The sequence below is a fragment of the Paenibacillus sp. GM2FR genome (assembly GCF_002803325.1).
Classification (GTDB): Bacteria; Bacillota; Bacilli; order Paenibacillales; family Paenibacillaceae; genus Paenibacillus_AQ; species Paenibacillus_AQ lautus.
Window position 1 is genome coordinate 798,570 of sequence record NZ_MKZM01000008.1, and the last position, 24,095, is coordinate 822,664.

A 24,095-nucleotide genomic window follows, 5' to 3' on the forward strand; every position below is an offset into this window, starting at 1 on the left:
CGGTCAGGATAGAAGGGTATCATGATATCATCATACGCGTTACAGAATGGGAGAGAAAAGCTTGCAAGTAACGAACCGCCCAGGTGAATTTATCACCTGCTTGATCATCATGATCGCTACCATCGTATGGGTTCAATGGACCTCAATCCTTTTATCCATGGTGTGGGGAATCGGGCTGATCCTGTTGATATATCGTTTGTGCAAGCTAAGAAGCTTACGCAAGATATCGATTCAAATCAGAGACACAGCCATAGTCGCGCTTATCATGGTGATAGGCTATACGCTCTATCATGCTTTCGGTGAAATCATCAAAAATGGATTCGCGGGGCATGATGCCTGGGCCATCATCCTATCGAGGTTAAGCCTGATTCTATTTGTACTGCCGTTTGCGCTCGCGGCCGCATTAACGAAAGAAAAGCCTTTATACCTCGCCACAGGTTCATGGGGGAAAACGATCTATTTCCCATGGATATTCAAAGGACCAATTAAGGATCCGATTTGGCGTTTCATGCTTATTTTCCTGGTTGTCGTTTGTGGCATATTTTCTTTTTTTATGGACTGGGGACAGCCGCAATTTCTCGTTCTTATCGGTTATGCACTTTCCTTCGCGCTGATCAATGCCGTCCTTGAGGAGCTGTTGTGGCGGGGATACATACTTAGTCATTTTGTAGGTAGATTTGGGGAGCTGAAAGGGCTCATCATCGCTGGAGCTACCTTTGGTTTATACCATTACCACCTAGGTTTTTCATGGCCGGTTTGTCTGCTGTTTTCAATCTTTGGTATCATGATGGGCGGCGTGGCTATTCGTTCGAAAGGTTTGGTTCCCGTGATGGTCATGCATTTTGTGATGAATGTTTTATTTGTTCTTAGCGGCATGATCCTGTAACATCCTAAAAGGGCGTCGATAGACGTTCTTTTTTGTTTTGACCGGTATGGGCAGACTATGGACAAGCAGTGTTGGTCTTGTTTTTATATTTATTCAAAAAACTTTTTGAAAAAAGTGCAGGGGCAGCTTTTAAAGCTGACGTCTATGTATTAGGGAAGGAGGGGAGAGTTATTGATGCTGAAACGTTAATCACGCGCATCCTGCAAGGTGATCAGGAAGCCTTTCGGGAACTGGTGAGCCATTACAGCCAGCACGTGTTCCATACGGCATACTCGGTCCTGCGGGATGCCAAGGAAGCGGAAGATGCGTCGCAGGAAGTGTTTATTCAAGTATACAAAGCTCTCCCCCAGTACCGATCTGAAGGGTTCAAAACCTGGATTACACGCATCACGCTAAATAAAGCGATTGATATGAAGAGGAAGCTTTCCCGTAAACCGCCGGAGCAGCTGCCCGGCGAACATGCTGAAGTGCTGGATAAACTCCCTTCCCGGGACGAGGACGTGGTTTCTCTGCTCATACATAAGGAGAGAAGAGAGGAACTTCGCGAGAAAATCAAACAATTGCCGGACAACCACCGCGCCATTATAACGGCTTTTTATTTGGAAGAGAAAAATTACGAGCAAATCGCAGCCGAGCTGGATGTCACGGTCAAGACGGTTGAATCGAAATTATACCGGGCCAGACAATGGATTCGGAAATCGTGGAAGGAGGAGGAATGGAAATGAACGTTAAGGGCAACGAGCTTACAATGCGGACAGAACGATATGTTAGAGGAGAAGGCTCGCCAGAAGAACGATCTTCTTATGAAGAGCTCATGTTATCGGATGACACCGTGCTGGAGTTATATATGCAGGTACTGGCGAAGCTTGATTCCGAACTCCCTGGCTTGTCAGACCCGGAAACATTTACGCAGCAGGTGGTAGAACACGAACAAATTAAGCCATACACCCATAAAGCACCGCTGCGGATTCTGGAACGTCCGAAGCGATGGTACGAACGCGCGATCGTTCATTACACCATTGCCGCCTCCATTACCATGCTGTTCCTCTTCACCGGGGCATTTGACCGACTTCTTCCTGGAGAAATGAACGGTGATGCTCCATTATCCGAAACACCTTCTTACAGTGAACAATGGGTGGAAAAAACAACGGGCTGGCTTGACCAGCTATTATCCAGATAAGAAAAATGAAAGGAAGATGCCTAGTGCAACCGCAAAAAAGTAAAGGGTTTGCCTTTATATTAAATATCCTTCCCGGCCTCGGCCATTATTATTGGGGGAGAAAGGGACGCGCCCTGCTATATCCGCTCTTGTTCTTCGGAAGCCTCTTCGGCGGATTTGTGCTCGGGATTATGTCCCATTCCGATGCGGTCTTTGGGCTGGGAATTCTCGGAGCCTTCATGATCTGGGGGATCAGCATGCTCGACCTGCTAGTTGCTTTGATCCGATATACGCCTGTAATGATTATCCACGATGAGTATGGACGGCCGATGGAGATTCGCCAGGAAAAGAGTGATGAGTCTGAACGCTTTTATACCATACTGCTGTCCTTCATTCCCGGTTTGGGTCATTTTCAACTGGGATTGATGCAGCGGGGGTTGTCATTCCTGATCGCATTCTTCGGGCTGGGGACGATTCTGCTGTTCTTAACGGGCTTGACTCACGAATCGGTATTCCTGCTGTTTCTGGGCATGCTGCCTATCATTTGGCTTTACTGCATGTTTGATGTGGTTCAGCTGGTTAACCGCAAGCAAGCTGGGGAATTACTTATCGATCGCACGCTGTTTGATGAGTTAGAGAGCGGAAGGGAGAGCGGACGCCGAAGTAAAGTGTTTGCTACCTTGTTATCGGCGTTTCCTGGAGCGGGTCAAATGTATTTGGGATTGCAAAAACGCGGACTACAGCTCATGGTCCTATTTCTTGGCAGCATTTATGTGTTGGATGTACTCAAGCTGTCGCTGTTCCTGTTCTTGATTCCGCTGATCTGGTTCTATGCATTCTTTGACGGCCTGCAGCAAGTAAGCCGTTACGGCAGGGAGCCGCTGCGCGATCGACCGATCATCTCGGGACTTGGGAATCAGCAGCGCTGGCTCGGGCTTGGACTGATCGTACTCGGTATTTATTTCGTATTCACCAGTGTTGTGATGCCTTATATTGATACGCATTTCCCTCATTTACAGCTGGATTACCGCATTCGTTCCTATTTGAAAACCGCGATTATCGCCGTTCTTCTCATCGGAGGAGGAATCAAGCTGATGACCGGCTCGAAAAAGGATACATTAAGGGGAGAGCGTTCATATTATGATACCGACAACGAATGAGATGTCCATTCATGGTCTGGGAAGCCCTCCATCGAAGTCTGCACGGCCATGGAGAGTGGGTACACTCTCCATGGGACTATCCTTGCTCGTGCTCGGTTTGCTTGTCTTGTCCTCCGCCTGGAAAGGCGCAGAGGTGTACAGCTCCGCCGCAAGATGGTGGCCGATCGTATGGGTTCTGTTAGGCGCCGAGATTGTGTGCTATACACTGATTTTTCGGAGAGGCGGTTCGGTCAAGTATGATCTTTTCAGCATTCTTCTCATCGGTTTTCTGACCTTCTGCTGTATCGGCATGGGAGCGCTGAACGCGACAGGTTTACTGGATCAGATTCGCCGTGAGACGATGTCCGTGCAGCAAACGATTCCGTTACCGGATCAGAAAATAACGATCCCGGACGGGGTTAAAAAAGTCATTGTCCAGGGCAGTTACAACCACAATATCCATCAGGATGCTTCCAGCTCGGATGAAATGCTGATCTTCGGCAGCCTGCGTATGGAAGACATCAAAATGTGGAGTACGACCGAGCTGCCGTCGATGATTCAGGTTAAACAGTCGGGAAACATTCTATATGTCCAGCTGAATGATCCCCCGCGCTATGCTTTTCGAGGATCGTTCTCACAACTTGATGTGACGCTGTCCGTGCCTTCTGCAGTCAAAGTGATCATTAGAGATCGCAGCAGTTAGGCTAGGCTGTCTGTCGTACATATGGGTGTTAATAACATCCATTGGATTAAGAGGATCGCGATCTAATCAATGAAATGATATGAACGAGATATGGAGGGAGATATCGTGGCCAAGAATCTGTATTACCTGTTGTATATCGCACTATTTGTTGTGACTTGTTTGTTTATCTTCAATGCCTATTCGTCACCGGATCAGGTACCGGCGCCTTCGATCTCTTTGACGGAGCATGAGCAGAATCGGCTATAATTTATATAAAGAAAAAAACCTGTAAACGATCGGAATCGTTTTACAGGTTTTTTAGTTTTCGTTCAACGAGAATATAAATCAGGATAAAGACGATCACGGTCGCAATACCGGTTGTCATGAAATGGCCGGTAAGCCTGGCGATAAGCAGCAGGACGACCCCGAAGATCATCAGCAGCAAACTGACATAGGCATTCGCAGCTTTAAAGTTCCGTTCATTTTTGAGAGATGACGTCGTTTTATAAGCATAAATGCTCTTGGAACTTTTAGGCGGAATCAAAAAGAGGACCAAACCATACAAAATAAACACGATGCCAATGGCTAAACTTTCGAGCATCCCTATACACTCCTAACGGAAATATAACGCCGGATGCACCCCGAAAACGTTGGATGTAGGTGCATCCGGCTGTTTAAGCCCTGTACATGCAAATATGGCTTTACTTTACTTGGATCCGGCTGCATTCAGGAGTAGACGACGGTAAGAGTATTCGAATATAAATTCAAAAGCCTCCAGATGTTTCTTCGCTTCGAAAGCATTCTTGCCCCACGCATAGATGCCGTGGTTGCGCAGCAAAATGCCGGGTACCGCCGGATCGAGCGCATCCGGAACGAGTTCCGCAATCCGCGGGATGTCCGCATAGTTCGGCAGGATCGGAATGCGAATCGCCGCGTCCTCTTCCCAAATGTTAAAGGCTTTGATCAGCTCGATTCCTTGGGCAGGGACATAGCCTTGTTCACCATACCAGTCGCTGATCAGATTGTTATCGATGGTGTGCACATGGAAAATGGCGCCGCAGCCGGTTTTGCGATAAATTTCGCAGTGAATCAAGGTTTCCGCACTAGGCTTTAAGCCGGTTGCTTCACAAGGTAAGCCGTTCTGATCCACAAAAAGATAATCTTCGGGCGTATGTACCGACTTATCTTTTCCACTGGCTGTCACCGCAAAATAAAACTGCTCCGGGTTGAACTCGCCAACACGGACAGATAGATTGCCGCTGGTGCCAGGGAACCAGTTTCTAGAAGCGAACAGTTCCTTGATCCCTCTAAGATCCTGCAGGGCAGCCTGTTTCTGTTCAAGCCGGATATCTGAAAATGCCACTTACAGCACCTCCTGTTTAAACTTGTCTTTCATATCGTTCTGGATATCGGTAAATGTCTCGAAGGGTACATGAAACACGCCAAGCTTCTTGCACTGCTCGGTGAGCGAAGAACGGGAATAAACCAGGTCGGCTTGCTTGGCGCCTTCGAAATCGGTAAGGCTGTCACCGATCAGAATTCGGTAATATTGATCGGCCGGAAAACGGTCCATCACCGTGACCTTGCACATACCGCAGTCGTTATGGCAGGATTCCTTGCAAGGATGAGGCCAAGTAATCTCGATGTGATCTCCTTCAAAATTCGAACCGTTGCAGAAGATATGGTCTGCCGGAATGCCGAAGGGTTTCAGCAGGGGATCGACAAAGAAATCGATACCGCCGCTTGTGACATAAAACTCAATCCGTTCCGATTTTAAATAGTCAAGGAATGCACGGAAGCCTTCACGGATTCCTGCATGGTTAAGAACAAAATCGGTAATCTCTTCTCGCATCGAGGAAGGGAAGAGGGCAAACATGCGGCCAACGCCCTCCCGTATGGAAATGGTGCGGTCAAGCGTATCCTGCATGATCGACTCGAAGCCTTCCGGTTTGAAGTGCTTCATGATGGCGACAATATTATCGTTGTTCGTGATGGTTCCGTCGAAATCACAAAAAATGATCGGTTGTTTTACTCCAGATGTCATACTTCTCCTCCCCAGATGTCCAGTGCGGCTTTCAACTCTTCGTGCTCTTCGGCAAAGTGTGCGAGCGGAACGGATTTCATCGTCGCCTCAATCGCTTGCACAAAGGCTTTGCCGCCCGCTTCGGTACCCATCGGATGACCGTGGATCCCGCCGCCTGCGTTAACGACCACATCGGTGCCAAAGTCCCGGATGATGCGGGGAACGAGTCCCGGATGAATTCCTGCGGACGGTACCGGCATGCTTCGTTTCACACCAAGTTTAGCGCTATGCAGTTCGTCGCGAATGGCCAGATTCTCTTCTCTCGGCATCGTTACAGATCCGTAAGGCGAAGGGAAGAGCACCAGATCCGCACCGGCGATCCGCATCAGCTGGCCGAGCAGCACCGGAGCCGTTATCCCATAGTATGGAGAAGGATAAATGGCGCCGGCAAGTGCAGGGTGAGCCGCGATAGGAACGGTGATATCCGGATCGCTGCTTAGCTCATGCAAAACGTCATACCCGTAGGACAGCACATTAAAGAGCAGGGCGTTGGCGCCGGCATCAATCGCACGCAGCGCTTGCTCACGCAGCTGCGACGTCCGTCCGGTTAGATTAGCGGCATAGAGCAGCTTTTTACCTGTTTGTTGTTCCACATCGGCAGCAGCCTGGATGCACATGCTTACCCGTTTTTCAATCGGGGTGAGGTCATTCTCGAACAGGATTTCATCATCTTTGATGAGATCTACGCCACCCAGCGCCTGACGGATAAATTGGGCTCTAAGCTCGTCCGCATTCAGGCCGATAACCGATTTGAATATGCTCATCAGCAGCGGACGATCATGGACGCCGAGAAGATTGCGGACTCCGTCGATGCCATATTTCGGTCCTGGAAATGCACTCAGGAAGTCGGGAGACAAATCCAGGGAAGTCAGCTTGATGCGTCCGTCCATGGAAATCTTGCCGAACACCGTCACCAGCAGAGCGGGAATATCCCGGCTGAAATTAATGTCCGGATAAGCAATGCTGACATCCGCATAACGACTGCCGGGCTCCCAGCCCTCGTGAACCTGAATGTCAACGACTTCGCCGAGATGTTTCTGCATCGCTTCACGCTTGGCTTGCGGCAGCTCGGTCCAGCTGCCGACCGTCATGCCAACGGCAATGGAAGTCGCTTTCTTACGAAAATCCGCCTGGTCGTCATAAATTCGGTACGTTGCAATACAGCGGCTCATGAGATCTGCTCCTTCAGCATGGCGCCCATTTCTTTGGAGCGCTCAGCGCAGCGGTTTACGGCGGCAATGACGGTTTCGAAGAAATCGCCTTTGTCTAGCGTTTCGAGGGCCGCTTGCGTGGAACCGTTCGGCGATGTAATCTTCGCGCGAAGCGATGAAGGCTGTTCTCCGGTCTGCTGCACCATCCGGGCCGCGCCCAGAATGGTTTGGAGCGTCAACTCGCGGCTTTGCTCCGGCGTCAGGCCGCCGCGGATCCCTGCGGCAGTCATGGCTTCCATCATGTAATAGAAGTAAGCGGGGCCACTGCCGGAGATGCCGGTCAGGATATCCATCTTCTCTTCTTCAATGACGGTTACATTGCCAACAGCTTCGAACAAGGTCATGACCAGCCGGCGCTGTTCTTCGCTGATTTCCTTCGAGAAAGCGATTCCTGTGGAACCCAGTCCGATGGAGGCGGATGTATTCGGCATCGTGCGTGCAATGGGTTGATGGGTTCCAAGCAGCGTCTGTGTCGTATAAATCGATAATCCGGCGATCACGGAGATAATCAATTGGTCGCTTGAGAGCTTCGGACCCAGTTCTTTCAATACTTTAGCAGCATCCTTCGGTTTCATGGCAAGCACGATCACCGGCGAAGTTTTCAGAATTTCGATTTTAGCGGCTTCGTCGTTATTGATCTGGACACCGTACCGCTCACTCAGTTCCTGAAGGCGCTGAACGTTGCTTCGGTTGAGCATCGTAATATTCTCCGGAAGCACGACAGAACGGCTCACTAATCCTCGTACGATCGCTTCGGCCATCGAGCCGGCGCCGTAGAAGGTGATTGCTTTATCTATTAAAGGTCGGTTCTGCGGGGATTGGCACATCGTTATTTCCTCCTTCATGGGCTTTAGATGAATGATTTATTCGCGTATTTGACCACTACCGATAATAACATATTTGGAGGAAGTAAGCGCGGGTAACCCCATAGGTCCCCGGGCATGCAGCTTCTGGGTGCTGATCCCGATTTCGGCGCCGAAGCCAAATTCAAAGCCGTCGGTGAAGCGGGTCGAAGCATTATGATAGACAGCCGCCGCGTCTACTTCCTGCAAGAAGCGCTCTGCATGATCCTTATTTTCGGTAACGATACATTCCGAATGCTTTGTGCCATAAATCGAAATATGCTCAATGGCCTCATCCAGGTGATCCACGATTTTAAGGTTCAAAATATAGTCGTTATACTCAGTCGCGTAATCCTCAGACGTAGCTTTTACAGCCCATGGAACGTAATCCAGGGTACGCTGGCATCCGCGCAGTTCAACATTGCGCTCACGGAATGCTTCGGCCAGCGCAGCCAGATGCGATTTGGCATAATCAGCATGGACGAGCAGGGTCTCCATGGAATTGCAGACCGAAGGGCGCTGCACCTTGGCATTGAGGCTGATGGCAACCGCCATGTCCGGCGCTGCCGATGCATCCAGATAGGTATGGCATATTCCGGCTCCGGTTTCGATCACAGGTACCGTGGCGTTCATCACGACGTTCTGGATCAGCGAGCTGCCGCCGCGCGGGATGATGACATCCAACAGTCCGTTGAGCTTCAGCATTTCATCCACGGAGGAACGGTTCGGGTCCTCGATAAGCTGCAGCGCATCCTTAGGCAGTGCGGTGCGTTCCATAGCTTCGTGAAGCACCTCGATGATTTTGCGGTTGGAGGAGAGGGCGGATGAACCGCCGCGCAGTACCACCGCGTTGCCTGTCTTCAAGCACAGCCCGGCTGCATCAACGGTCACGTTGGGACGAGCTTCATAAATGATGCCGATCACGCCAAGAGGAACGCGTTTCTTGACGATGTTCAGCCCGTTGGGGCGGTCGATCGTTTCCAAGGTGTCGCCGATCGGATCCGGCAGCTTAACGATTTGGCGCAATCCTTCGGCAATGCCCTCGATTCTGGCCTCATTCAGTGCCAGCCGGTCCAGCAGGGAGGCTGAGGTGCCGAGTTCCTTCCCGCGGCGAAGATCCTCAGCGTTCGCTTCCATAATATCTGCCGTCCGTTGGATCAGGGCGTCTGCCATGATCAGCAAAGCCTGGTTTTTCTCCTCCGTGCTCAGTCTCCCAAGACGAAATGCAGCCTGTTTGGCGAGCTGGGCTTTATTGCGTACCTCACTCATGATAATTCCTCCTTGTTTGAGTTATCAGGAAATCCCTTATTGGTTTATGGCAATCCGGATTATTTTAATGTGATCCATTCATCGCGGTGAATAACCTCGAGCCGATGGATTTCTCCGATGATGCCGATGACTTGACTGCTCGGCAAACCGAGCACGGCCTGCAGCTGGTCCTCATCGTAATTGACGATGCCTCTGCCAAGCCGTTCGTTGTTCATATTAACGACCTCCACCACGTCCCCTGCATGGAAGCTGCCTTCGATTCGTTTTATGCCAACGGGAAGGAGGCTGTGGCCTCCGTGAATCAGCGCTTTCTCGGCGCCCGGATCGACAACGATCCGGCCTAGCGGCGAGGACATAAAGCCGAGCCATTGTTTTTTCATAGGCAGGGAGGATAGGTGGGTAGCAAAATATGTTCCTTTGCCTGCATGCTTAAGCGCCTGAAGCAAATCCCCGGTCTCGTTGGCTTTGCCGATGAAGACGGGGACACCGCCGCGGGTGGCGATTTTGGCAGCGTCGATTTTTGATCGCATGCCGCCTGTACCTACGCTGGAGCCATCGCCTCCTGCCATGCTGTAAATCTCATCGGTAATTTCATCAATTTCCTCATATTTTGTTGCATCCGGCGACTTGCGTGGATCTGCCGTGTACAAACCATCCGTATCGGTCAGGATGATTAGTTGCTGGGCGCGGACCAAATTGGCGACCAGCGCGGATAACGTATCGTTATCACCAAATTTCAGTTCGTCAATCGAAACGGTATCGTTCTCATTAATAATCGGAATAACGCCTTGCTTCAGAAGCTCTGTAATCGTCATGTTGGCATTGTTCATGCGTTTGCGATTCGCAAAGTCCGTTCTTGTCAACAGAATTTGCGCAGCCTTCAATTGATGGGAGGCCAGCGCATTCTGGTAAGCACGCATCAGCAGCGCCTGCCCCAGTGCGGCGGATGCTTGCTTTTCATGCAGTAATTTGGGTCTCGTCTCGTAGCCGATCTCCCGAAAGCCTGCTGCGACAGCGCCGGATGTCACGAGCAAAACCTCATGACCGGCCTTGCGGAGCGCGGCAAGTTCTCCGGCAAAGAAGGCGACGGAATCAAGATTAAGTCCGCCTTCATCTGTCGTAAGGGAGCTGCTTCCGATTTTTACGACGATGCGTGATAGCATCGTGATCACTTCCTTGTATTTATGATTAGTAGGTATAGCTGTAATGAATCCTTTTCTCAGAAAACAAAAAAACTTTCGTCCTGTATGAAAAAGGACGAAAGTTTGACTTCCGCGGTACCACCTTTGTTGATGAGCGCAGCTCATCCGGCTTTAGCCCTGTAACAGAAGGCACTGTCCTGGCAAGCCAGGCCGCTCGGGGGTAGGATTCTGAAAGGGGGTCACGGCAAATTCTTTCAGCCCATGGAATTTGCTCTCTGGTCATCGTGCCATATGCTTTCGTACTGGTCCCGTCTTTGCGTTTTTGAAAATGGCATTCAATTGTTACTGCAAGAATAGCACATCGTTTTTGTTTTTTCAAAAGGAATTAGATTAACCGAACAGGTTCAGCTTGCCGATTCGGTAGGCGGCTTCCCGCATTCGTTCTTCGCTGCTTAACAGGCCGACGCGGACATATCCTTCGCCGTGATCGCCAAAGCCGATACCAGGAGCAACCGCTACCTTGGCCTCCTCAAGCAGCAGGTCGGCAAAGGATACCGAGGTAAAGCCCTTCGGTACGGGCAGCCAGCTAAAGAAGGAGCCTGCAGGTTTCTGGGCTTGCCAGCCGATTTCGGACAGGGCGCCATAGAAGGCGTCCCTTCTCGATTGGTAGCGTGCCACCAGCTCCTCAACGCAGTCTTGCGGCGAAGTGAGCGCTGTGGCCGCTGCAGCCTGAATGCCGCCGAACAGGCTGACGTAGATATGGTCCTGCAGCATATTGATCATCGAGATGATTTTTTGGTTCCCCAAGGCAAAACCAACGCGCCATCCGGCCATATTGTAGGTTTTGGAGAGGGTGTAGAATTCTACGCCAACCTCTTTGGCTCCTTCTGCCTGCAAAAAGCTGACCGGACGGTCTCCGTCAAATCCGATCGCTCCATAAGCAAAATCACTGGCCACCACAATCCCGTGTTCGGCGGCGAATGCCACCGTATCCTCGTAGAAGGACAGGGGAGCGACGGCGGATGTCGGATTATTCGGGTAATTCAAGAACATCAGCTTCGCTTTTTCTCTGTCTGCAGGTGTGATCGCACCATAGTCGGGAAGAAACCGGTTAGCTGCGGTTAACGGCATGAACTTCATTTGGGCACGGGCCAGTGCAACACCTGACCAGTAATCCGGATAACCGGGGTCCGGGACAAGACATACATCACCCGGGTTCAGAAGCACTTGCGGCAGCTGTACGAGCCCTGTTTTTCCTCCAAACAGAATGGCTACCTCCGTCTCCGGATCCAGATCAACGTTGTAGTCTTCCTTATATCGATGCGCAATGGCTTCTTTAAGAAAGGAAAAGCCGGTAAAAGGCGAATATTTGTGAAACTGCGGATTGTCGGCCGCTTCCTTCAAGCTGGATACGATATGAGGCGGCGTGGGCTGATCGGGATTTCCTTGCCCGAGATTGATCACATCATGCCCCTGTGCCACTTGGCGGTTTACCTTGGAGACCAAGGTCGCGAAAAATTGTGTGGGCAGCTGGGACATCATCTCGGCCGGCTCTATTTGGAATTCGTTTAATTTGTTCATTGCAGTTTCATCACTCCGTTATCTAATTACACTCGAATGCAGCTGATTTTGAAAACAATTAGGATTAATTTAACACGATTTATCAGGGGTGTATAGAGGGAAATGGTGCTTGGGTGTTGCAGCAGCAGGGCGGAGGAGGCTATGATGATGACATCAAGAGAATGGATGAATTCCTGAATAAGAGCCCGAACATGGATTTCATGATCACAGCGGCGCTGATGCTGAATTCAACCCAATAACAGGAGGCTGCAAGATGACTGGTGAAGCAAAGGCTCAATTGAATATCGCACTTATCCAAGCCGATATTGAAATAGGAAACGTGAATGCCAATATGAATAAAATGCTCGGTATGATGGAGCAGGCCGCAGCGGCTGATATGAAGCCGGACGTCATCGTACTGCCGGAAATGTGGAATACGGGGTATGCGCTTGACCGGATTCAAGAGCTTGCCGATCCCATGGGACAGGAAACCTCTCGGATGCTGAGCGAATTTGCGCGAAAACACCGCATCCAAGTCGTTGGCGGATCTGTAGCCGAACGAATCGAAGATCGGATTTATAACAGCATGTATGTGTTTAACCGGAGCGGGGAGCAGATCGCCAAATATTCCAAAATTCACCTGTTCCGCCTGATGGATGAAGAGAAGTTTCTGCAAGCCGGACAGCATACCGTAACCTTCGAGCTGGAACAATTGAAAGCGGGCGCGTCGATCTGTTATGATATACGGTTCCCAGAATTGTCCCGCACCCTCGCGCTCAGCGGCGCTCAAGTGCTGTTTGTGCCCGCGGAGTGGCCGCATCCGCGGCGGCATCATTGGAGAACGCTGCTCATGGCCAGAGCGATCGAGAACCAAATGTATGTCATTGCGTGTAATCGTGTAGGAACTAGCGGAGATACGGACTTTTTCGGCCACTCCATGATCATCGATCCGTGGGGGGAGGTCATTGCCGAAGGGGATGAGCAGGAAATGATCCTGACAGGTACGCTGGATTGTGATCTTACGGATGAAGTCAGAGGACGTATTCCGGTTTTTGAAGACCGTCGTCCGAATTTGTATTTTCAATAAATCGTTTATGGTTAAACTCCTCTGAAAAATGAAGTTTCATCTGGTCAGTGGCGGGTATACTATGGGTAATCCGTCAGAGAGGAGGCTTGGAATGATGGCAGAGAACAACCAATTCGACAGCCAAAACCATGAGCAGGAAGAAGTACAAAAACAACAGTTCCGCAACTTTGTTGAGAATGTTGCCGGAGGTGGCAACGGGAAGAATGAATCGATTCAGGATCAGTCCCGTACTGCGGATGAACAGAACCGATTGATTGACCAGCATAATTTGCGCAAATAAACCTCCGATTATGATGAAATGGGTGTGTTATAACTTCAGGTTGAAAAGAAGCTCAGCTTGGTCTTGTCAAATTGACCTTAGCTGAGCTTCTTTTTTATTTATGGGGCAGCACGCACTAGTCCTGAACGCTCTCCACTACCAGCTTGTCCATGACCTGCTTAAAAGTATCGATGAACGCATCCGCGGCTTTGGACAAATACCGGCCGTTGCGGAAAGCCACAACCAGTGTGCGGCTCGGAACCGGATCAGCAAGCGGCAAGTAGACCGGTATAAACTCGCTGCGTTTTGCACGGGCGATAAAACGAGGCACCAGCGTTATGCCCATTCCGGTAGCGACCAGAGATTGGAGCGTTTCGATATTGTTGCTCTCGAATACAACGTTCGGTTCAAAGCCGGCCTCCCGACATATGTCAAAAGTAAGCTTCCGGAAGCCCTGTCCTTTTTTGAGGACAACAAACGCTTCGTTCCGAATTTCGTCGATCGTGATGGGCCGGACGGGATCAGAGGCTGCCCGCAACGCAAGCGGGTGCTGCGGAGGAACGGCCAAATCGATCATTTCCTCACCGATCGGAATCCAGGACAGTGACGGCTCGGACAGCGGCAGCGCTAGGAGGCTGAGATCGGCCTTGCCGCTGGCCGTCAGCTTCTCCAGGTTCATGGAGGAGTCTTCCAACAGGGTGATCTCAATATCCGGATATCCCTTTTTAAAGGCAGGCAAAACCCGTGGCAGCAGGTGAGAACCCGTAATCGGCATGCTGCCGACTACGACTTTACCCTTCCGTAGCTGGGAGATGTCCGACATCTCCTGCTTCAGCTGCTCGACGGCGTCCATGATCTTCTGGGCATGCTCGACAAAGCTGGCCCCGGCATGGGTAAGCTCAACGTTGCTCGTATTCCGCTGGAACAGCAGCACGCCGAGCTCTTTCTCCAGCTTGGAGAGCTGCTGGCTCAAGGAAGGCTGGGCGATATGAAGCTTCTCCGCGGCACGCGAAAAATTTTTATCCGCCGCGATTTGCAGCGTATATTGCAGTTGTCTCAGTTCCATTTAGGCATCACTCCGTTATAGCTGAATCCTATTACATCTATAGATATTATATCTTGGAACAATGAAGAAGGAAATGATATATTACTATCAACGTAAAGATGATGCGTTGTAGATCTTCCTTATATGTAAAGAAGATAACAAGCAATTATCTTCTCATGGACGTAAAGAACAATGGGGTGATGATGATGAGTAAGAAGACAATGTTCGAGAAAATTTGGGATAACCACGTTATTCATCAAGAAGAAGGCAAACCGGGTATTTTGTACATCGACCTGCATTTGGTTCACGAGGTAACTTCCCCGCAAGCATTTGAGGGTTTGCGTCTCAGCGGCCGTAAAGTACGCCGTCCTGAACTGACCTTCGCAACGATGGATCACAATGTTCCAACGAAAGACCGTTTTAACATTACGGATCCGATTTCGAAGCAGCAAATCGATACCCTGACCAAGAACTGTCAGGATTTTGGCGTTACCTTGTATGATCTCGATACGATTGATCAAGGCGTTGTGCACGTCATGGGGCCGGAACTGGGCTTAACACATCCAGGCAAAACGATTGTGTGCGGCGACAGCCATACATCCACTCACGGTGCGTTCGGCGCGCTTGCGTTTGGTATCGGCACGAGCGAGGTTGAGCATGTACTGGCTACCCAATGTTTGCAGCAGGCGAAAGCGAAGACCATGGAAGTGCGATTTGTCGGCCGCCGCAATCCGGGCGTAACGGCTAAGGACATGATCCTCGGCGTCATCGCGAAATACGGAACTGATTTTGCAACAGGCTATGTTATTGAGTATACGGGTGAAGCGATCCGCGAGCTGTCGATGGAAGAGCGCATGACCGTGTGCAACATGTCCATCGAAGGCGGAGCCAGAGCGGGCATGATCGCTCCGGATGAAACAACGTTTGAATACTTGCGCGGACGTCAATATGTTCCGCAGGGCGAAGCTTTTGATGCTGCAGTAGCAGCTTGGAAAGAGCTTGTGACAGACGAAGGCGCCGAGTTCGACGTGGTGGTTGAGTTCGATGTAGAATCTCTGATCCCACAAGTAACCTGGGGAACGAGCCCGGGAATGGGTACTGACATTTCCTCGACGGTTCCTAACCCTGCGGATTTTAAGACGGAGAATGAGCGCAAGGCAGCGGAGAAAGCCCTGGAGTATATGGCGCTTGTGCCAGGGACTCCAATATCCGAGATTCCGATCGATTATGTCTTTATCGGTTCTTGCACGAATGGACGCATTGAAGATTTGCGTGCAGCGGCTGCTGTAGCGAAGGGACATAAAGTGTCAAGCAATGTAACAGCTATCGTTGTTCCCGGATCGGGCCGAGTGAAGATTCAGGCTGAACAAGAGGGGCTCGACAAAATTTTTGTTGAAGCGGGTTTCGAATGGCGTGAAGCAGGCTGCAGTATGTGTCTCGCGATGAACCCGGATGTATTGAAGCCGGGACAGCGCTGCGCATCCACGTCCAACCGTAACTTCGAAGGACGCCAAGGCCGCGGCGGCAGAACGCACCTCGTATCGCCGGCAATGGCAGCGGCAGCTGCGGTAAAAGGACGCTTCGTGGATGTACGTGACTGGAACTTTGCAGCCGAAGAAGTTGTGAGCTAAGAAGGACGGAGGAGAAGTTTATGCAAGCATTTACGAAATTACACGGTATCGTCGCACCTGTGGACCGGGTGAATGTAGATACGGACGCAATAATTCCGAAGCAGTTCTTGAAACGGATTGAACGTACAGGTTTTGGACAGTTTCTGTTTTACGAATGGCGGTTTGATGAAGAGGGCGGCAATATCGACAGCTTCTCGCTGAATCAGCCCCGATACCAGGGCTCAACCATCCTGATTTCCCGTGCCAACTTTGGCTGCGGTTCTTCCCGTGAGCATGCGCCTTGGGCGATTCTCGACTACGGATTCCGGGTGGTCATCGCTCCATCGTTCGCTGATATTTTCTACAATAACTGCTTTAAGAACGGGATTCTGCCGATCAAATTGTCGGAGGAGCAGGTGGAAGAGTTGTTCCAGCGGACGGAAGCCCAAGAAGGCTATAAGCTGAACGTCGATCTGGAGAGCAAAACGATTACAGATGATCAAGGACTCCGTATTGACTTTGATCTTGACGAGCACCGTCGTCAATTCCTGCTTCAAGGACTGGATGACATCGGTTTGACGCTGCAGCATGAAAGTGCGATCGATGCTTACGAGAAGAAGCATGGGGAGCGTCTGTTCGCTTAATCTCGCAATTACGCAGCAAAAGGTTACAAGATTATTAAACTTCCATTTCCTGTGTAGGAAATGGAAGTTTTTTTTGGTATTATGGAATTAATATGCAGCGGCAGCCAAGAGGGACCCTTGTTTTATGTCAGTATTTGTCCGGCAGCATGTAGTCGGGAATGTGCTGATTTACATATTTTTAGTTTTTGCTAGATTTGCTTTTCAAATTCAATCATGGGATGATCGAGGTGGATTCATGAAGAAGTTAGGGTTTGTAATGATGTTGATAGTCTTCTTGCTGGCGTTTCCGAAAAGTGGTGAAGCCAGTTCTTCAAGTGCGAGCATTTTTCTTGACGGGGAACCATTGAATTTGTCTTCTGGCGTCCAGGTAGCCAACATGAAAGGCAACGTGATGATTCCGATCCGCGTAGTATCCGAGAATCTCGGTTTCAAGGTAGGCTGGGAGAAGGCCAGCCAAACCGTAACGGTTGAAAATAGCGAGAAGACGGTCCGCATGGTGGTCGGCAGCCAGCAGGCAGAATTGAACGGGGCCCAGGTAGATCTGAATTTGGCGCCTGTCTTGAATGGACCGACCACGCTTGTGCCGCTCCGTTTTGTTAGCGAACAGATGGGTCTTGACGTGAAATGGGACAACCAATCGAAGGCTGTGTTCCTCTCCAGCACGGCTCCGCCTGCCACCGAAGTCGAGATTGATCCAGGTGCCGGAACCAATCCAGGCAATCAAACGCCTCCGCCTGCGGAATCTGGAAACAAGACTTCGTTGACGGGGCTTAGCTTTAGCGATAACCGTCTTATGATTGCAACGGAAGGCGCCGTGACGCCGAAAGTGTTCAGCATGACGGGGCCTGATCGGATTGTTATCGATCTTCCGGACACCGTGTACTCTGCTTCGTTTCTAAGCGGACATGTCCTGAATGCTCAAAACGGCGGCAATATGGAAGTTACGGATTACTCTGACGTTACGAATATTAGATATGCCGTGTTCAGCGACAACCCGCCAACCGTGCGTATCGTATTGGATTTGACCGGACCTAAGAATTATGCGGTGACCCAGGAATCGGGCATCATCATCGTGGATCTGAACGCAGAGGGCGAAATCCTCGTTCCGCCGGTACCGCCAGTTACCGGCAATGGCAAGAAGACGGTTGTTATTGACGCCGGTCACGGCGGCAGCCAGCCGGGTGCGATCAGCGCTAACGGCAACCAAGAGAAGGTTCTTAATCTTGATATTGCATTAAAAGTGGAAGCCTTGCTGAGAATAGAAAAGAATATCAACGTTGTTATGACGCGGAGCGATGATTCAACACTGGGTCTAAGTAATCGCGTGAAAGTTGCCAACTCTTTAAAGGCTGATATTTTTGTATCGATTCACGGAAACAGCAGCACTTCCAGTAGTCCGCACGGTACAGAGACTTACTACACGAGAGATGCCAGCAAACCTTTGGCGAATGTAATACATAAACATCTCGTCAAGGCAACTGAACTCATGGATCGGGGAGTTAAATATAGCAGCCTTCATGTTACGAGAGAAACGACGATGCCGGCTGTCCTGCTCGAGATTGGTTTTTTGAGCAACCAGGGTGACGAAGCCCAGTTGTTTGAAGACGATTTCCAAAATCGTGTTGCACAAGGTATTGTAGCGGGTATTAAAGAATATCTTAAAGTACAATAACGTGTACAAGATTTGATGAACTTAGAGGGGGACGAAAGTCATGAACAAAAAATATTGGATGACAGGATTGCTGGCGCTTCTGCTTGCATTTAGTGCCGGCTGTGGACAGAAGCCGACTGCAGCCCCTGCCGAGACAAATCCGGAGACCGCAACAGGAGAAGTGCAAACGCCTCAGGATCATCCGGAAGAAACGGCGGCTGATGATCATAAGCAAGATGACGCAACACCAGTAAACGCAGGCGAGGGAGCAAGTACACCACCGCAGAACACAACCGGTGAAAGTGCTGGAACTCCTGTGGATACAAAGGATGTGAATGCTACGGAGGACCAAGCGAAGAAGGCTAATATTAAACTCTATTATACGGACCCCGAAATCATGGATCTGAAAGAGGCAAGCAAAGAGATTACATACTCGGGTGAAGAGGATAAATATAAAAAAGCTTTTGAAGGACTTCAAACAAGCAGTGATGCCGAACTAAGTCCACTATGGTCGGATAAGATTACGCTGAAGTCTCTCAAGTTTGATAAAGGAGCTCTGACGCTGGATATCACTAAACCAGCCGAAGCCAACCTTGGAGCTGGAGGGGAGATGTTTGCGATTGATGCGTTACAGAAAACCTTCTTCCAGTTCGATGAAGTGCAGTCTCTGGAATTGCTAGTAGACGGTAATCAGATCGAAAGTTTAATGGGACATGTTGAGCTTGAGCATCCTATGACTCGAAAATAGAGCAAAAGAACCAATGTTGAATTTCATATGAAGGACCAAACACCTATTTCGGTTTTTGAAATAGGTGTTTTTTTGGTAAAAAGGGAACATTTTCGCAACTTTCATTGTGACTTTGCGTCTATAGGTTGTCAGGTAATGTCGGACAGGCCGAGTGCAGAAACGCCAATCTATGGCAAAATAATAGGATGGTAGGGGTGAAGGATGAAGAAGTTCGGTTTTTTAATGTTTCTGGTTGTCATCATGATTGCGTTTCCTAAAATGGCGGATGCGAGTTCGTACAGCGCAAAGATTTACCTGGATGGCCAACAAATCAATCTGTCATCTGGCGTGAAGGTCGAGAATAATAACGGTACAGTCATGGTTCCGATCCGTGTCATTTCCGAGAATTTGGGATTTGACGTGTACTGGAACAAGGCAACCAAGACGGTAACTGTCCAAGACGGCTCGCAGACTGTAACAATGGTGATTGGAAGTCAGCAAGCTGACATCAACGGTCAGCGCGTTCAAATGACCAAAGCACCTGTTCTTCGTGGCGGAACAACACTGGTTCCCATCCGTTTTGTAAGTGAGCAGATGGGCCTTCAAGTAAGATGGGATAACGCGCAGAAGGCAGTCTATCTGACCTCGTCTTACGAGGGGAATAACCCTGGTGAAGAACCTGGCGTAGCTACGTCGACCGTGGACGGTATCAGTTTCAGTGAAAACAGGCTGATGGTAGCCGTTACGGGCAATACGAAGCCGAATGTATCCAAACTTAGCAGTCCGGACCGTATCGTCATTGATATGGTGAACACGAATTTCTCGGATACATTCAGCAGCAATGCCAGCTTTGATGACGTGACGAAAAGCGGTCAGATGGCGGTAACGGGTTACCCGGATGTCAAAGCCGTCCGTTACTCCCTTTACAACAGCAACCCAATGACCGTGCGAATTGTCATTGATCTCAACTACGCCAAGAATTACACCATTTCAGGCCTTGAGAACGGATCGGGCTTGTTCATTGTGGATTTGAATACGGGTTCTAACCCGACACCTGGTACAGGCGGAAAGAAACTCGTGGTCATTGATGCGGGTCATGGAGATCACGACCCTGGAGCAATTGGTGTAACGAAGAAGAGGGAGAAAGATTTCAACCTCGCAATGGCGCTGAAAGTTGAGAAACTGTTGGCCAAAGAACAAAATATCGAAGTCGTTTTGACTCGCAGTAACGATACTTTCCTCGAGCTGAAGGATCGCGCGAAGATTGCGAATGATCTGAAGGCTGATGTTTTCATATCGATACATGCTAATAGCGGCCCTTCCACTGCAAGCGGAACCGAAACGTATTACTACAATGAATCTGACAAAGCCTTGGCGAATGCACTCCATAAAGAGATCGTTAAGGCCATGGGTTTAAAGGACCGCGGAGTGAGATATGGCAATTTCCATGTCATTCGCGAGACGAAAATGCCTGGCGCCCTGCTGGAAGTCGGGTTCCTGAGTAACAAGACCGATGAGAGCAAGCTGTTTGATCCGGCAACACAGGATCGAGTAGCCGAGGCTATTGTCAGAGGCATCAAAAATTATTTAAAGGTTGATTAAGATACGACAGTGATCGTGATTGCAGGAGGTGGCTACTTTTGAATAAAAAAATATGGTCGGCTGGTCTATTGGCAGCCGTAATGCTGATTGGCGCCGGTTGTGGACAGAAACCCGGAGCAGCTCCGGACAATACGCCGGAGCAAGTAACGCCTAAGCCTGATGATCAGACAGGACAGAGTAATAGCGGAACGTCGAATGGATCAGGTGGATCGTCTACCGGGAATGGCAGCGAAGTGACGACGCCGGAAGCGAAAACAGAGAGCATCAAAGCCTACTACACGGATCCTGATTTGATGGAGCTGGTAGAAGGCACGGCAGAAATTTCGTATAAGGAAGATCAAGAAAAATACGAAGCGGCTTATCAAGCATTGCAGAAGAGTAATCATGCCGAAATGATTCCTCTGTGGGACAAAATCGGGCTGAATTCACTGACATTTGATAACGGGGCATTGACGCTCGATGTGACGGTTCCGGACGAAGCCAACCTGGGTGCAGGCGGGGAGTCGTTTGCCGTCGATGCGATCAAAAAAACTTTTTTCCAGTTTGACGAGGTGAAATCACTTCAAATTCTGGTGGATGGTCAGCAGACCGAATCGTTAATGGGTCATGTCGATTTGGAAAATCCAATGACTCGGTAATGATGGTTGAAGGAGATCACGATCTGCTGTCGAATATTAGTATATGATGAAGCAGTAGTTATTGAGAGGGGAAAGAAAATGGTACTTAGACACAGCAAACATGTTCATTCCAAAAAAGTGGTCTCCGCCGTCATGGCCGGACTTATAGCATTCGGAGGCGGGGCTTCGATCGTCTCGGCAGATGAAGAAGCGGCAAATGCGACAACGGCAAATGCAGCCCAAACGCCCATTAACGCATTCAGTGATGTTAATGCCGGATATTGGGGAGAAAAGTACATTTATCAGTTAGCAGCACAGGGGATCGTGACCGGGAATAACGGAAAGTTTCGTCCGAACGATCCCGTAACGCAGCAGGAAGCTGTAACGATGGCGATCCGGTTCTTAAGCATGCAGGATCAATTAAGCAGCGGCGCTGCGACATTACCGACAAATGTTAAAGTGAATGATTATTTTACGAAATATGTTGAACTGGCTTTTCAGCAAAACCTGCTCGACAAGCAAAAAGAATCCGGATATACGGATGAGAAAGTTATTTGGGGCGCGCAGAAAGCATCCCGGGAATGGATAACCGAAGTGCTTGTCCGTTCCATTGGACGAACCGCGGAGGCCAATGCAGCCAAAAATAAAGCGACAGGCTTTGCGGATAACGCCAAGATATCCCCGGATCGTCTGGGCTATGTCAATGTTGCGGTTGAGCTGGGACTTGCAAAAGGTGTGAACGGCAACAAGTTCGATCCGCAAGGGGCCGTTACCCGTGCCCAGCTTGCAACGTTCCTTAGCCGGGCTCAAGCCTACATCACCACAAATTATGAGAACCAATACAAAGGCTCTATTGCTTCAATTGAGAATGGAAAACTGGATTTGTATGCCGATGGCAAGCTGAATTCATTTAAGCTGGATAATTCCACAGCGTATTTCACATCCGATTCGGAGAAGAGATTGCAATTCTCGGAGATTAATCCATACACCCAAGCGGTAGTCGTTGTGAATAACGGAACGGCTGCTTACGTGGAAATTACCGATCCAACCCAGCAAGTGGAGCGGTTTGACCGCACGTACGCACGCTTGTCGCCGAACAACGTCATTTGGCTGGATACAGGCAGCACCTTTGAAGAGCTGAGTTACGAGCCAAGCACGGTGTTCCTGGATCAGAACGGGACCAAGATCGATCCGAAGACACTGGCTGCCGGCAGTCTGCTTACGATTGAGCGCGAAACGTACAGTCCGCAGAAGAAAATTGTGTCCATCCGCGTAAAGAGCGGCTTGGTTAACAAGACGGGGGCGGGCGTCGTCCAGAACGTGGATACGGTAAACAAAAGAGTAACTCTTAAAGATAGCACCGGTTATGAGGATACGTACACATGGGATGATGCCACCGTCATTCGCTATCAGAACCAGATAATGGCTCCGGCCGAGTTGAAGAACGGCTACACCGTCAATTTTACGGTAAAAAACAGCATCCTTCAGTCGTTGGAAGTCACGCAAAGCGTTGATCGTACCGTGCAGGCGATGCTGTACTCCGTTGAAGAAAACGGAAAGACCATCACCTACAAACGCAGTGGAAGCACACAGCTCGAAACAAAGTTTTTGGCTGAGAAGCCGGAAATCATTATGAGCGGTGTGGTGAAACCTGTTCTGTCCGATTTGCTCGCTGACGCGGTATCCGGCGATCAAGTGACATTGACCATCAACGGGGAAGAAAAAATCACGAAGATCGAAGTAACGGGTCGTCAAATGGAGCAGCTCGACGGCGTCACCATTGTAAACTACGATTCGAAGACGCACTGGCTGACCGTTAAGGATGCCAACAACCAGCCTCGGGTCATCATCCTGGATGATAAGACGAAGCTGGAATCAAGCAATGGAACGACGCTGGATAAGGTAGAACCACTGCTAGGCGCAGGACGTAAAGTAAGCGTGTCGCTGATTGGTACCCGTGCACTTTCATTGGAAGTGGTGTATAAAGTTGAAGGTAAAATCAGCAGCATTAACACATCCAAGAAAGTGATATCGATTGTGGACGCCACTGGAAAAGTGGAAGAAATTCCATACAACAGCACTTTGATTGTGGAAATCTTCGGCAAATCGAGCGCGTCGCTGGCCGATGTACGGGTCGGTGACGAAGTGTCAGCCCAGCTGTCAACCAATCAAGATTACTTGCAGAGCTTGAAGCTCAAAACTTCCGCGCAATTCGAGGTGGTTTTTACTGAACCTGCGAAAAACCGGATTCGAGTGAAAGCGAACGGCTCCACAAGCGATATTTATACCGACAAAGCTACATTGACCGGTGATAGCGGACAAGCGATTCTGCTTGCGGACCTGCGTCCCGGGACACTCGTTAACATTACGCTGCAAGGTGTGATGGCTGTCGCGATCGCTGAAGTTAAATTAACGCTTGGCGAAGTGACTAGCGTTGATGCATCCGCAAATGCACTGACCGTGAAGGATCATGCGGGCAATAGCCAGACGATAGGAGTAAGCGGTGGAGTTAAAGTCGTTAAGAATGGTTCAACGGCTTCGAACTTAACCACATTGACTCCGGGAGATCGCGTGGAGATTCGAAAGGATATTCAAGGCGTAACCATTGTCCAGGTTCTGGAGAAGGTTGAACGCGCATTCTGGCAGGCGAGCAATACGGAAATTCAAGTTAAGCGTAAATCGATTAATGATAATTACCGGTATACATTATCCGATAAAGTATTTGTTCATCAAGGTGACACTACTTTGTCCGTGCAATCCCTTAAGGAAAATGATAATATTGTACTGTACTTAAACAACGGTGTCGTTGTTGAGATCGTAAAACAGTAAATTATCGACCTGGGATTGCTCGAGAAACACCGTCTTGATGCGGGGATTTCC

25 protein-coding genes are annotated in these 24,095 nt (G+C 49.7%); 16 read left to right on the forward strand and 9 right to left on the reverse strand.

Going from position 1 to position 24,095, the window contains the following annotated elements; translation table 11 throughout:
* Positions 1-46 precede the first annotated feature (46 nt).
* The 6 genes from PAEVO_RS03915 to PAEVO_RS33660 all read left to right on the forward strand — a co-directional run bounded on the left by PAEVO_RS03915 (position 47) and on the right by PAEVO_RS33660 (position 4,133).
* A complete protein-coding gene (locus PAEVO_RS03915) occupies positions 47-886 on the forward strand; it encodes a CPBP family intramembrane glutamic endopeptidase (protein ID WP_243390619.1) in 840 nt (279 codons plus the stop codon).
* Between the two features lie 71 nt (positions 887-957).
* Positions 958-1,611, forward strand: coding sequence for an RNA polymerase sigma factor (locus PAEVO_RS03920; RefSeq protein WP_481856483.1), 654 nt, complete (start codon positions 958-960; stop codon positions 1,609-1,611).
* A complete protein-coding gene (locus PAEVO_RS03925) occupies positions 1,608-2,066 on the forward strand; it encodes a hypothetical protein (protein ID WP_100536359.1) in 459 nt (152 codons plus the stop codon). The genes PAEVO_RS03920 and PAEVO_RS03925 overlap by 4 nt, the downstream gene beginning before the upstream one ends.
* A gap of 23 nt (positions 2,067-2,089) precedes the next feature.
* On the forward strand, positions 2,090-3,205 hold the full coding sequence (locus PAEVO_RS03930) for a hypothetical protein (protein ID WP_100536360.1): 1,116 nt from the start codon (positions 2,090-2,092) through the stop codon (positions 3,203-3,205).
* On the forward strand, positions 3,186-3,887 hold the full coding sequence (locus PAEVO_RS03935) for a hypothetical protein (protein ID WP_133120296.1): 702 nt from the start codon (positions 3,186-3,188) through the stop codon (positions 3,885-3,887). Before PAEVO_RS03930 ends, PAEVO_RS03935 begins: the two co-directional genes overlap by 20 nt.
* A 105-nt stretch (positions 3,888-3,992) precedes the next feature.
* Entirely contained in the window at positions 3,993-4,133 is a 141-nt protein-coding gene (locus tag PAEVO_RS33660; protein WP_164817498.1) for a hypothetical protein, read from the forward strand.
* 40 nt (positions 4,134-4,173) lie between these two features.
* Here the strand turns inward: PAEVO_RS33660 and PAEVO_RS03940 are convergent, their stop codons facing one another.
* The 8 genes from PAEVO_RS03940 to PAEVO_RS03975 all read right to left on the reverse strand — a co-directional run bounded on the left by PAEVO_RS03940 (position 4,174) and on the right by PAEVO_RS03975 (position 11,994).
* Positions 4,174-4,467, reverse strand: coding sequence for an SdpI family protein (locus PAEVO_RS03940; protein WP_100536362.1), 294 nt, complete (start codon positions 4,465-4,467; stop codon positions 4,174-4,176).
* A gap of 105 nt (positions 4,468-4,572) precedes the next feature.
* Positions 4,573-5,229: a methylthioribulose 1-phosphate dehydratase gene (locus PAEVO_RS03945; RefSeq protein ID WP_100536363.1), complete on the reverse strand. Its 657-nt coding sequence runs from the start codon at positions 5,227-5,229 to the stop codon at positions 4,573-4,575.
* Complete coding sequence (locus PAEVO_RS03950) at positions 5,230-5,910, reverse strand: 2-hydroxy-3-keto-5-methylthiopentenyl-1-phosphate phosphatase (protein ID WP_100536364.1); 681 nt, start codon at positions 5,908-5,910, stop codon at positions 5,230-5,232.
* Positions 5,907-7,121: a 2,3-diketo-5-methylthiopentyl-1-phosphate enolase gene (locus tag PAEVO_RS03955; protein WP_100536365.1), complete on the reverse strand. Its 1,215-nt coding sequence runs from the start codon at positions 7,119-7,121 to the stop codon at positions 5,907-5,909. Before PAEVO_RS03955 ends, PAEVO_RS03950 begins: the two co-directional genes overlap by 4 nt.
* Positions 7,118-7,987 carry a pyrroline-5-carboxylate reductase gene (gene proC, locus PAEVO_RS03960; RefSeq protein ID WP_100536366.1) on the reverse strand — a complete coding sequence of 290 codons (870 nt, stop codon included), beginning with the start codon at positions 7,985-7,987 and terminating at the stop codon, positions 7,118-7,120. The genes PAEVO_RS03955 and proC overlap by 4 nt, the downstream gene beginning before the upstream one ends.
* Positions 7,988-8,023: 36 nt before the next feature.
* The gene (locus PAEVO_RS03965) at positions 8,024-9,271 is read right to left on the reverse strand and encodes a glutamate-5-semialdehyde dehydrogenase (RefSeq protein ID WP_100536367.1); all 1,248 of its coding nucleotides are present in this window, start codon (positions 9,269-9,271) and stop codon (positions 8,024-8,026) included.
* A 59-nt stretch (positions 9,272-9,330) separates the two neighbouring features.
* Positions 9,331-10,434, reverse strand: a complete 1,104-nt coding sequence (proB, locus tag PAEVO_RS03970) for a glutamate 5-kinase (RefSeq protein WP_207797447.1) — start codon at positions 10,432-10,434, stop codon at positions 9,331-9,333.
* 369 nt (positions 10,435-10,803) lie between these two features.
* Positions 10,804-11,994 (reverse strand): pyridoxal phosphate-dependent aminotransferase, encoded by a 1,191-nt coding sequence (locus PAEVO_RS03975; RefSeq protein ID WP_100536368.1) that lies wholly within the window; start codon positions 11,992-11,994, stop codon positions 10,804-10,806.
* Positions 11,995-12,107: 113 nt separating this feature from the next.
* On the opposite strand from PAEVO_RS03975, the gene PAEVO_RS34590 reads away from it, so the two are divergent.
* The 3 genes from PAEVO_RS34590 to PAEVO_RS03985 all read left to right on the forward strand — a co-directional run bounded on the left by PAEVO_RS34590 (position 12,108) and on the right by PAEVO_RS03985 (position 13,340).
* Positions 12,108-12,233: a hypothetical protein gene (locus PAEVO_RS34590; protein ID WP_279300440.1), complete on the forward strand. Its 126-nt coding sequence runs from the start codon at positions 12,108-12,110 to the stop codon at positions 12,231-12,233.
* Positions 12,234-12,247: 14 nt separating this feature from the next.
* Positions 12,248-13,060 (forward strand): carbon-nitrogen family hydrolase, encoded by an 813-nt coding sequence (locus tag PAEVO_RS03980; protein WP_100536369.1) that lies wholly within the window; start codon positions 12,248-12,250, stop codon positions 13,058-13,060.
* 94 nt (positions 13,061-13,154) lie between these two features.
* The gene (locus PAEVO_RS03985; protein ID WP_100539313.1) at positions 13,155-13,340 is read left to right on the forward strand and encodes a hypothetical protein; all 186 of its coding nucleotides are present in this window, start codon (positions 13,155-13,157) and stop codon (positions 13,338-13,340) included.
* Positions 13,341-13,455: 115 nt separating this feature from the next.
* Here PAEVO_RS03985 and PAEVO_RS03990 read toward each other — a convergent pair whose 3' ends face one another.
* Positions 13,456-14,385 (reverse strand): LysR family transcriptional regulator, encoded by a 930-nt coding sequence (locus PAEVO_RS03990; RefSeq protein WP_100536370.1) that lies wholly within the window; start codon positions 14,383-14,385, stop codon positions 13,456-13,458.
* 185 nt (positions 14,386-14,570) lie between these two features.
* On the opposite strand from PAEVO_RS03990, the gene leuC reads away from it, so the two are divergent.
* The 7 genes from leuC (at position 14,571) to PAEVO_RS04025 (ending at position 24,044) form a co-directional block, all read left to right on the forward strand.
* Positions 14,571-15,995: a 3-isopropylmalate dehydratase large subunit gene (gene leuC, locus PAEVO_RS03995; RefSeq protein ID WP_164817497.1), complete on the forward strand. Its 1,425-nt coding sequence runs from the start codon at positions 14,571-14,573 to the stop codon at positions 15,993-15,995.
* A gap of 20 nt (positions 15,996-16,015) precedes the next feature.
* The gene (gene leuD, locus PAEVO_RS04000) at positions 16,016-16,618 is read left to right on the forward strand and encodes a 3-isopropylmalate dehydratase small subunit (protein WP_100536371.1); all 603 of its coding nucleotides are present in this window, start codon (positions 16,016-16,018) and stop codon (positions 16,616-16,618) included.
* Positions 16,619-16,853: 235 nt separating this feature from the next.
* A complete protein-coding gene (locus tag PAEVO_RS04005) occupies positions 16,854-18,290 on the forward strand; it encodes an N-acetylmuramoyl-L-alanine amidase family protein (protein ID WP_100539315.1) in 1,437 nt (478 codons plus the stop codon).
* A gap of 40 nt (positions 18,291-18,330) precedes the next feature.
* A complete protein-coding gene (locus tag PAEVO_RS04010) occupies positions 18,331-19,017 on the forward strand; it encodes a GerMN domain-containing protein (protein WP_100536372.1) in 687 nt (228 codons plus the stop codon).
* Between the two features lie 201 nt (positions 19,018-19,218).
* Entirely contained in the window at positions 19,219-20,598 is a 1,380-nt protein-coding gene (locus tag PAEVO_RS04015) for an N-acetylmuramoyl-L-alanine amidase family protein (RefSeq protein ID WP_100536373.1), read from the forward strand.
* Between the two features lie 38 nt (positions 20,599-20,636).
* On the forward strand, positions 20,637-21,236 hold the full coding sequence (locus tag PAEVO_RS04020; RefSeq protein ID WP_100536374.1) for a GerMN domain-containing protein: 600 nt from the start codon (positions 20,637-20,639) through the stop codon (positions 21,234-21,236).
* Positions 21,237-21,314: 78 nt separating this feature from the next.
* A complete protein-coding gene (locus PAEVO_RS04025) occupies positions 21,315-24,044 on the forward strand; it encodes an S-layer homology domain-containing protein (protein ID WP_100536375.1) in 2,730 nt (909 codons plus the stop codon).
* Positions 24,045-24,095: the final 51 nt, after the last annotated feature.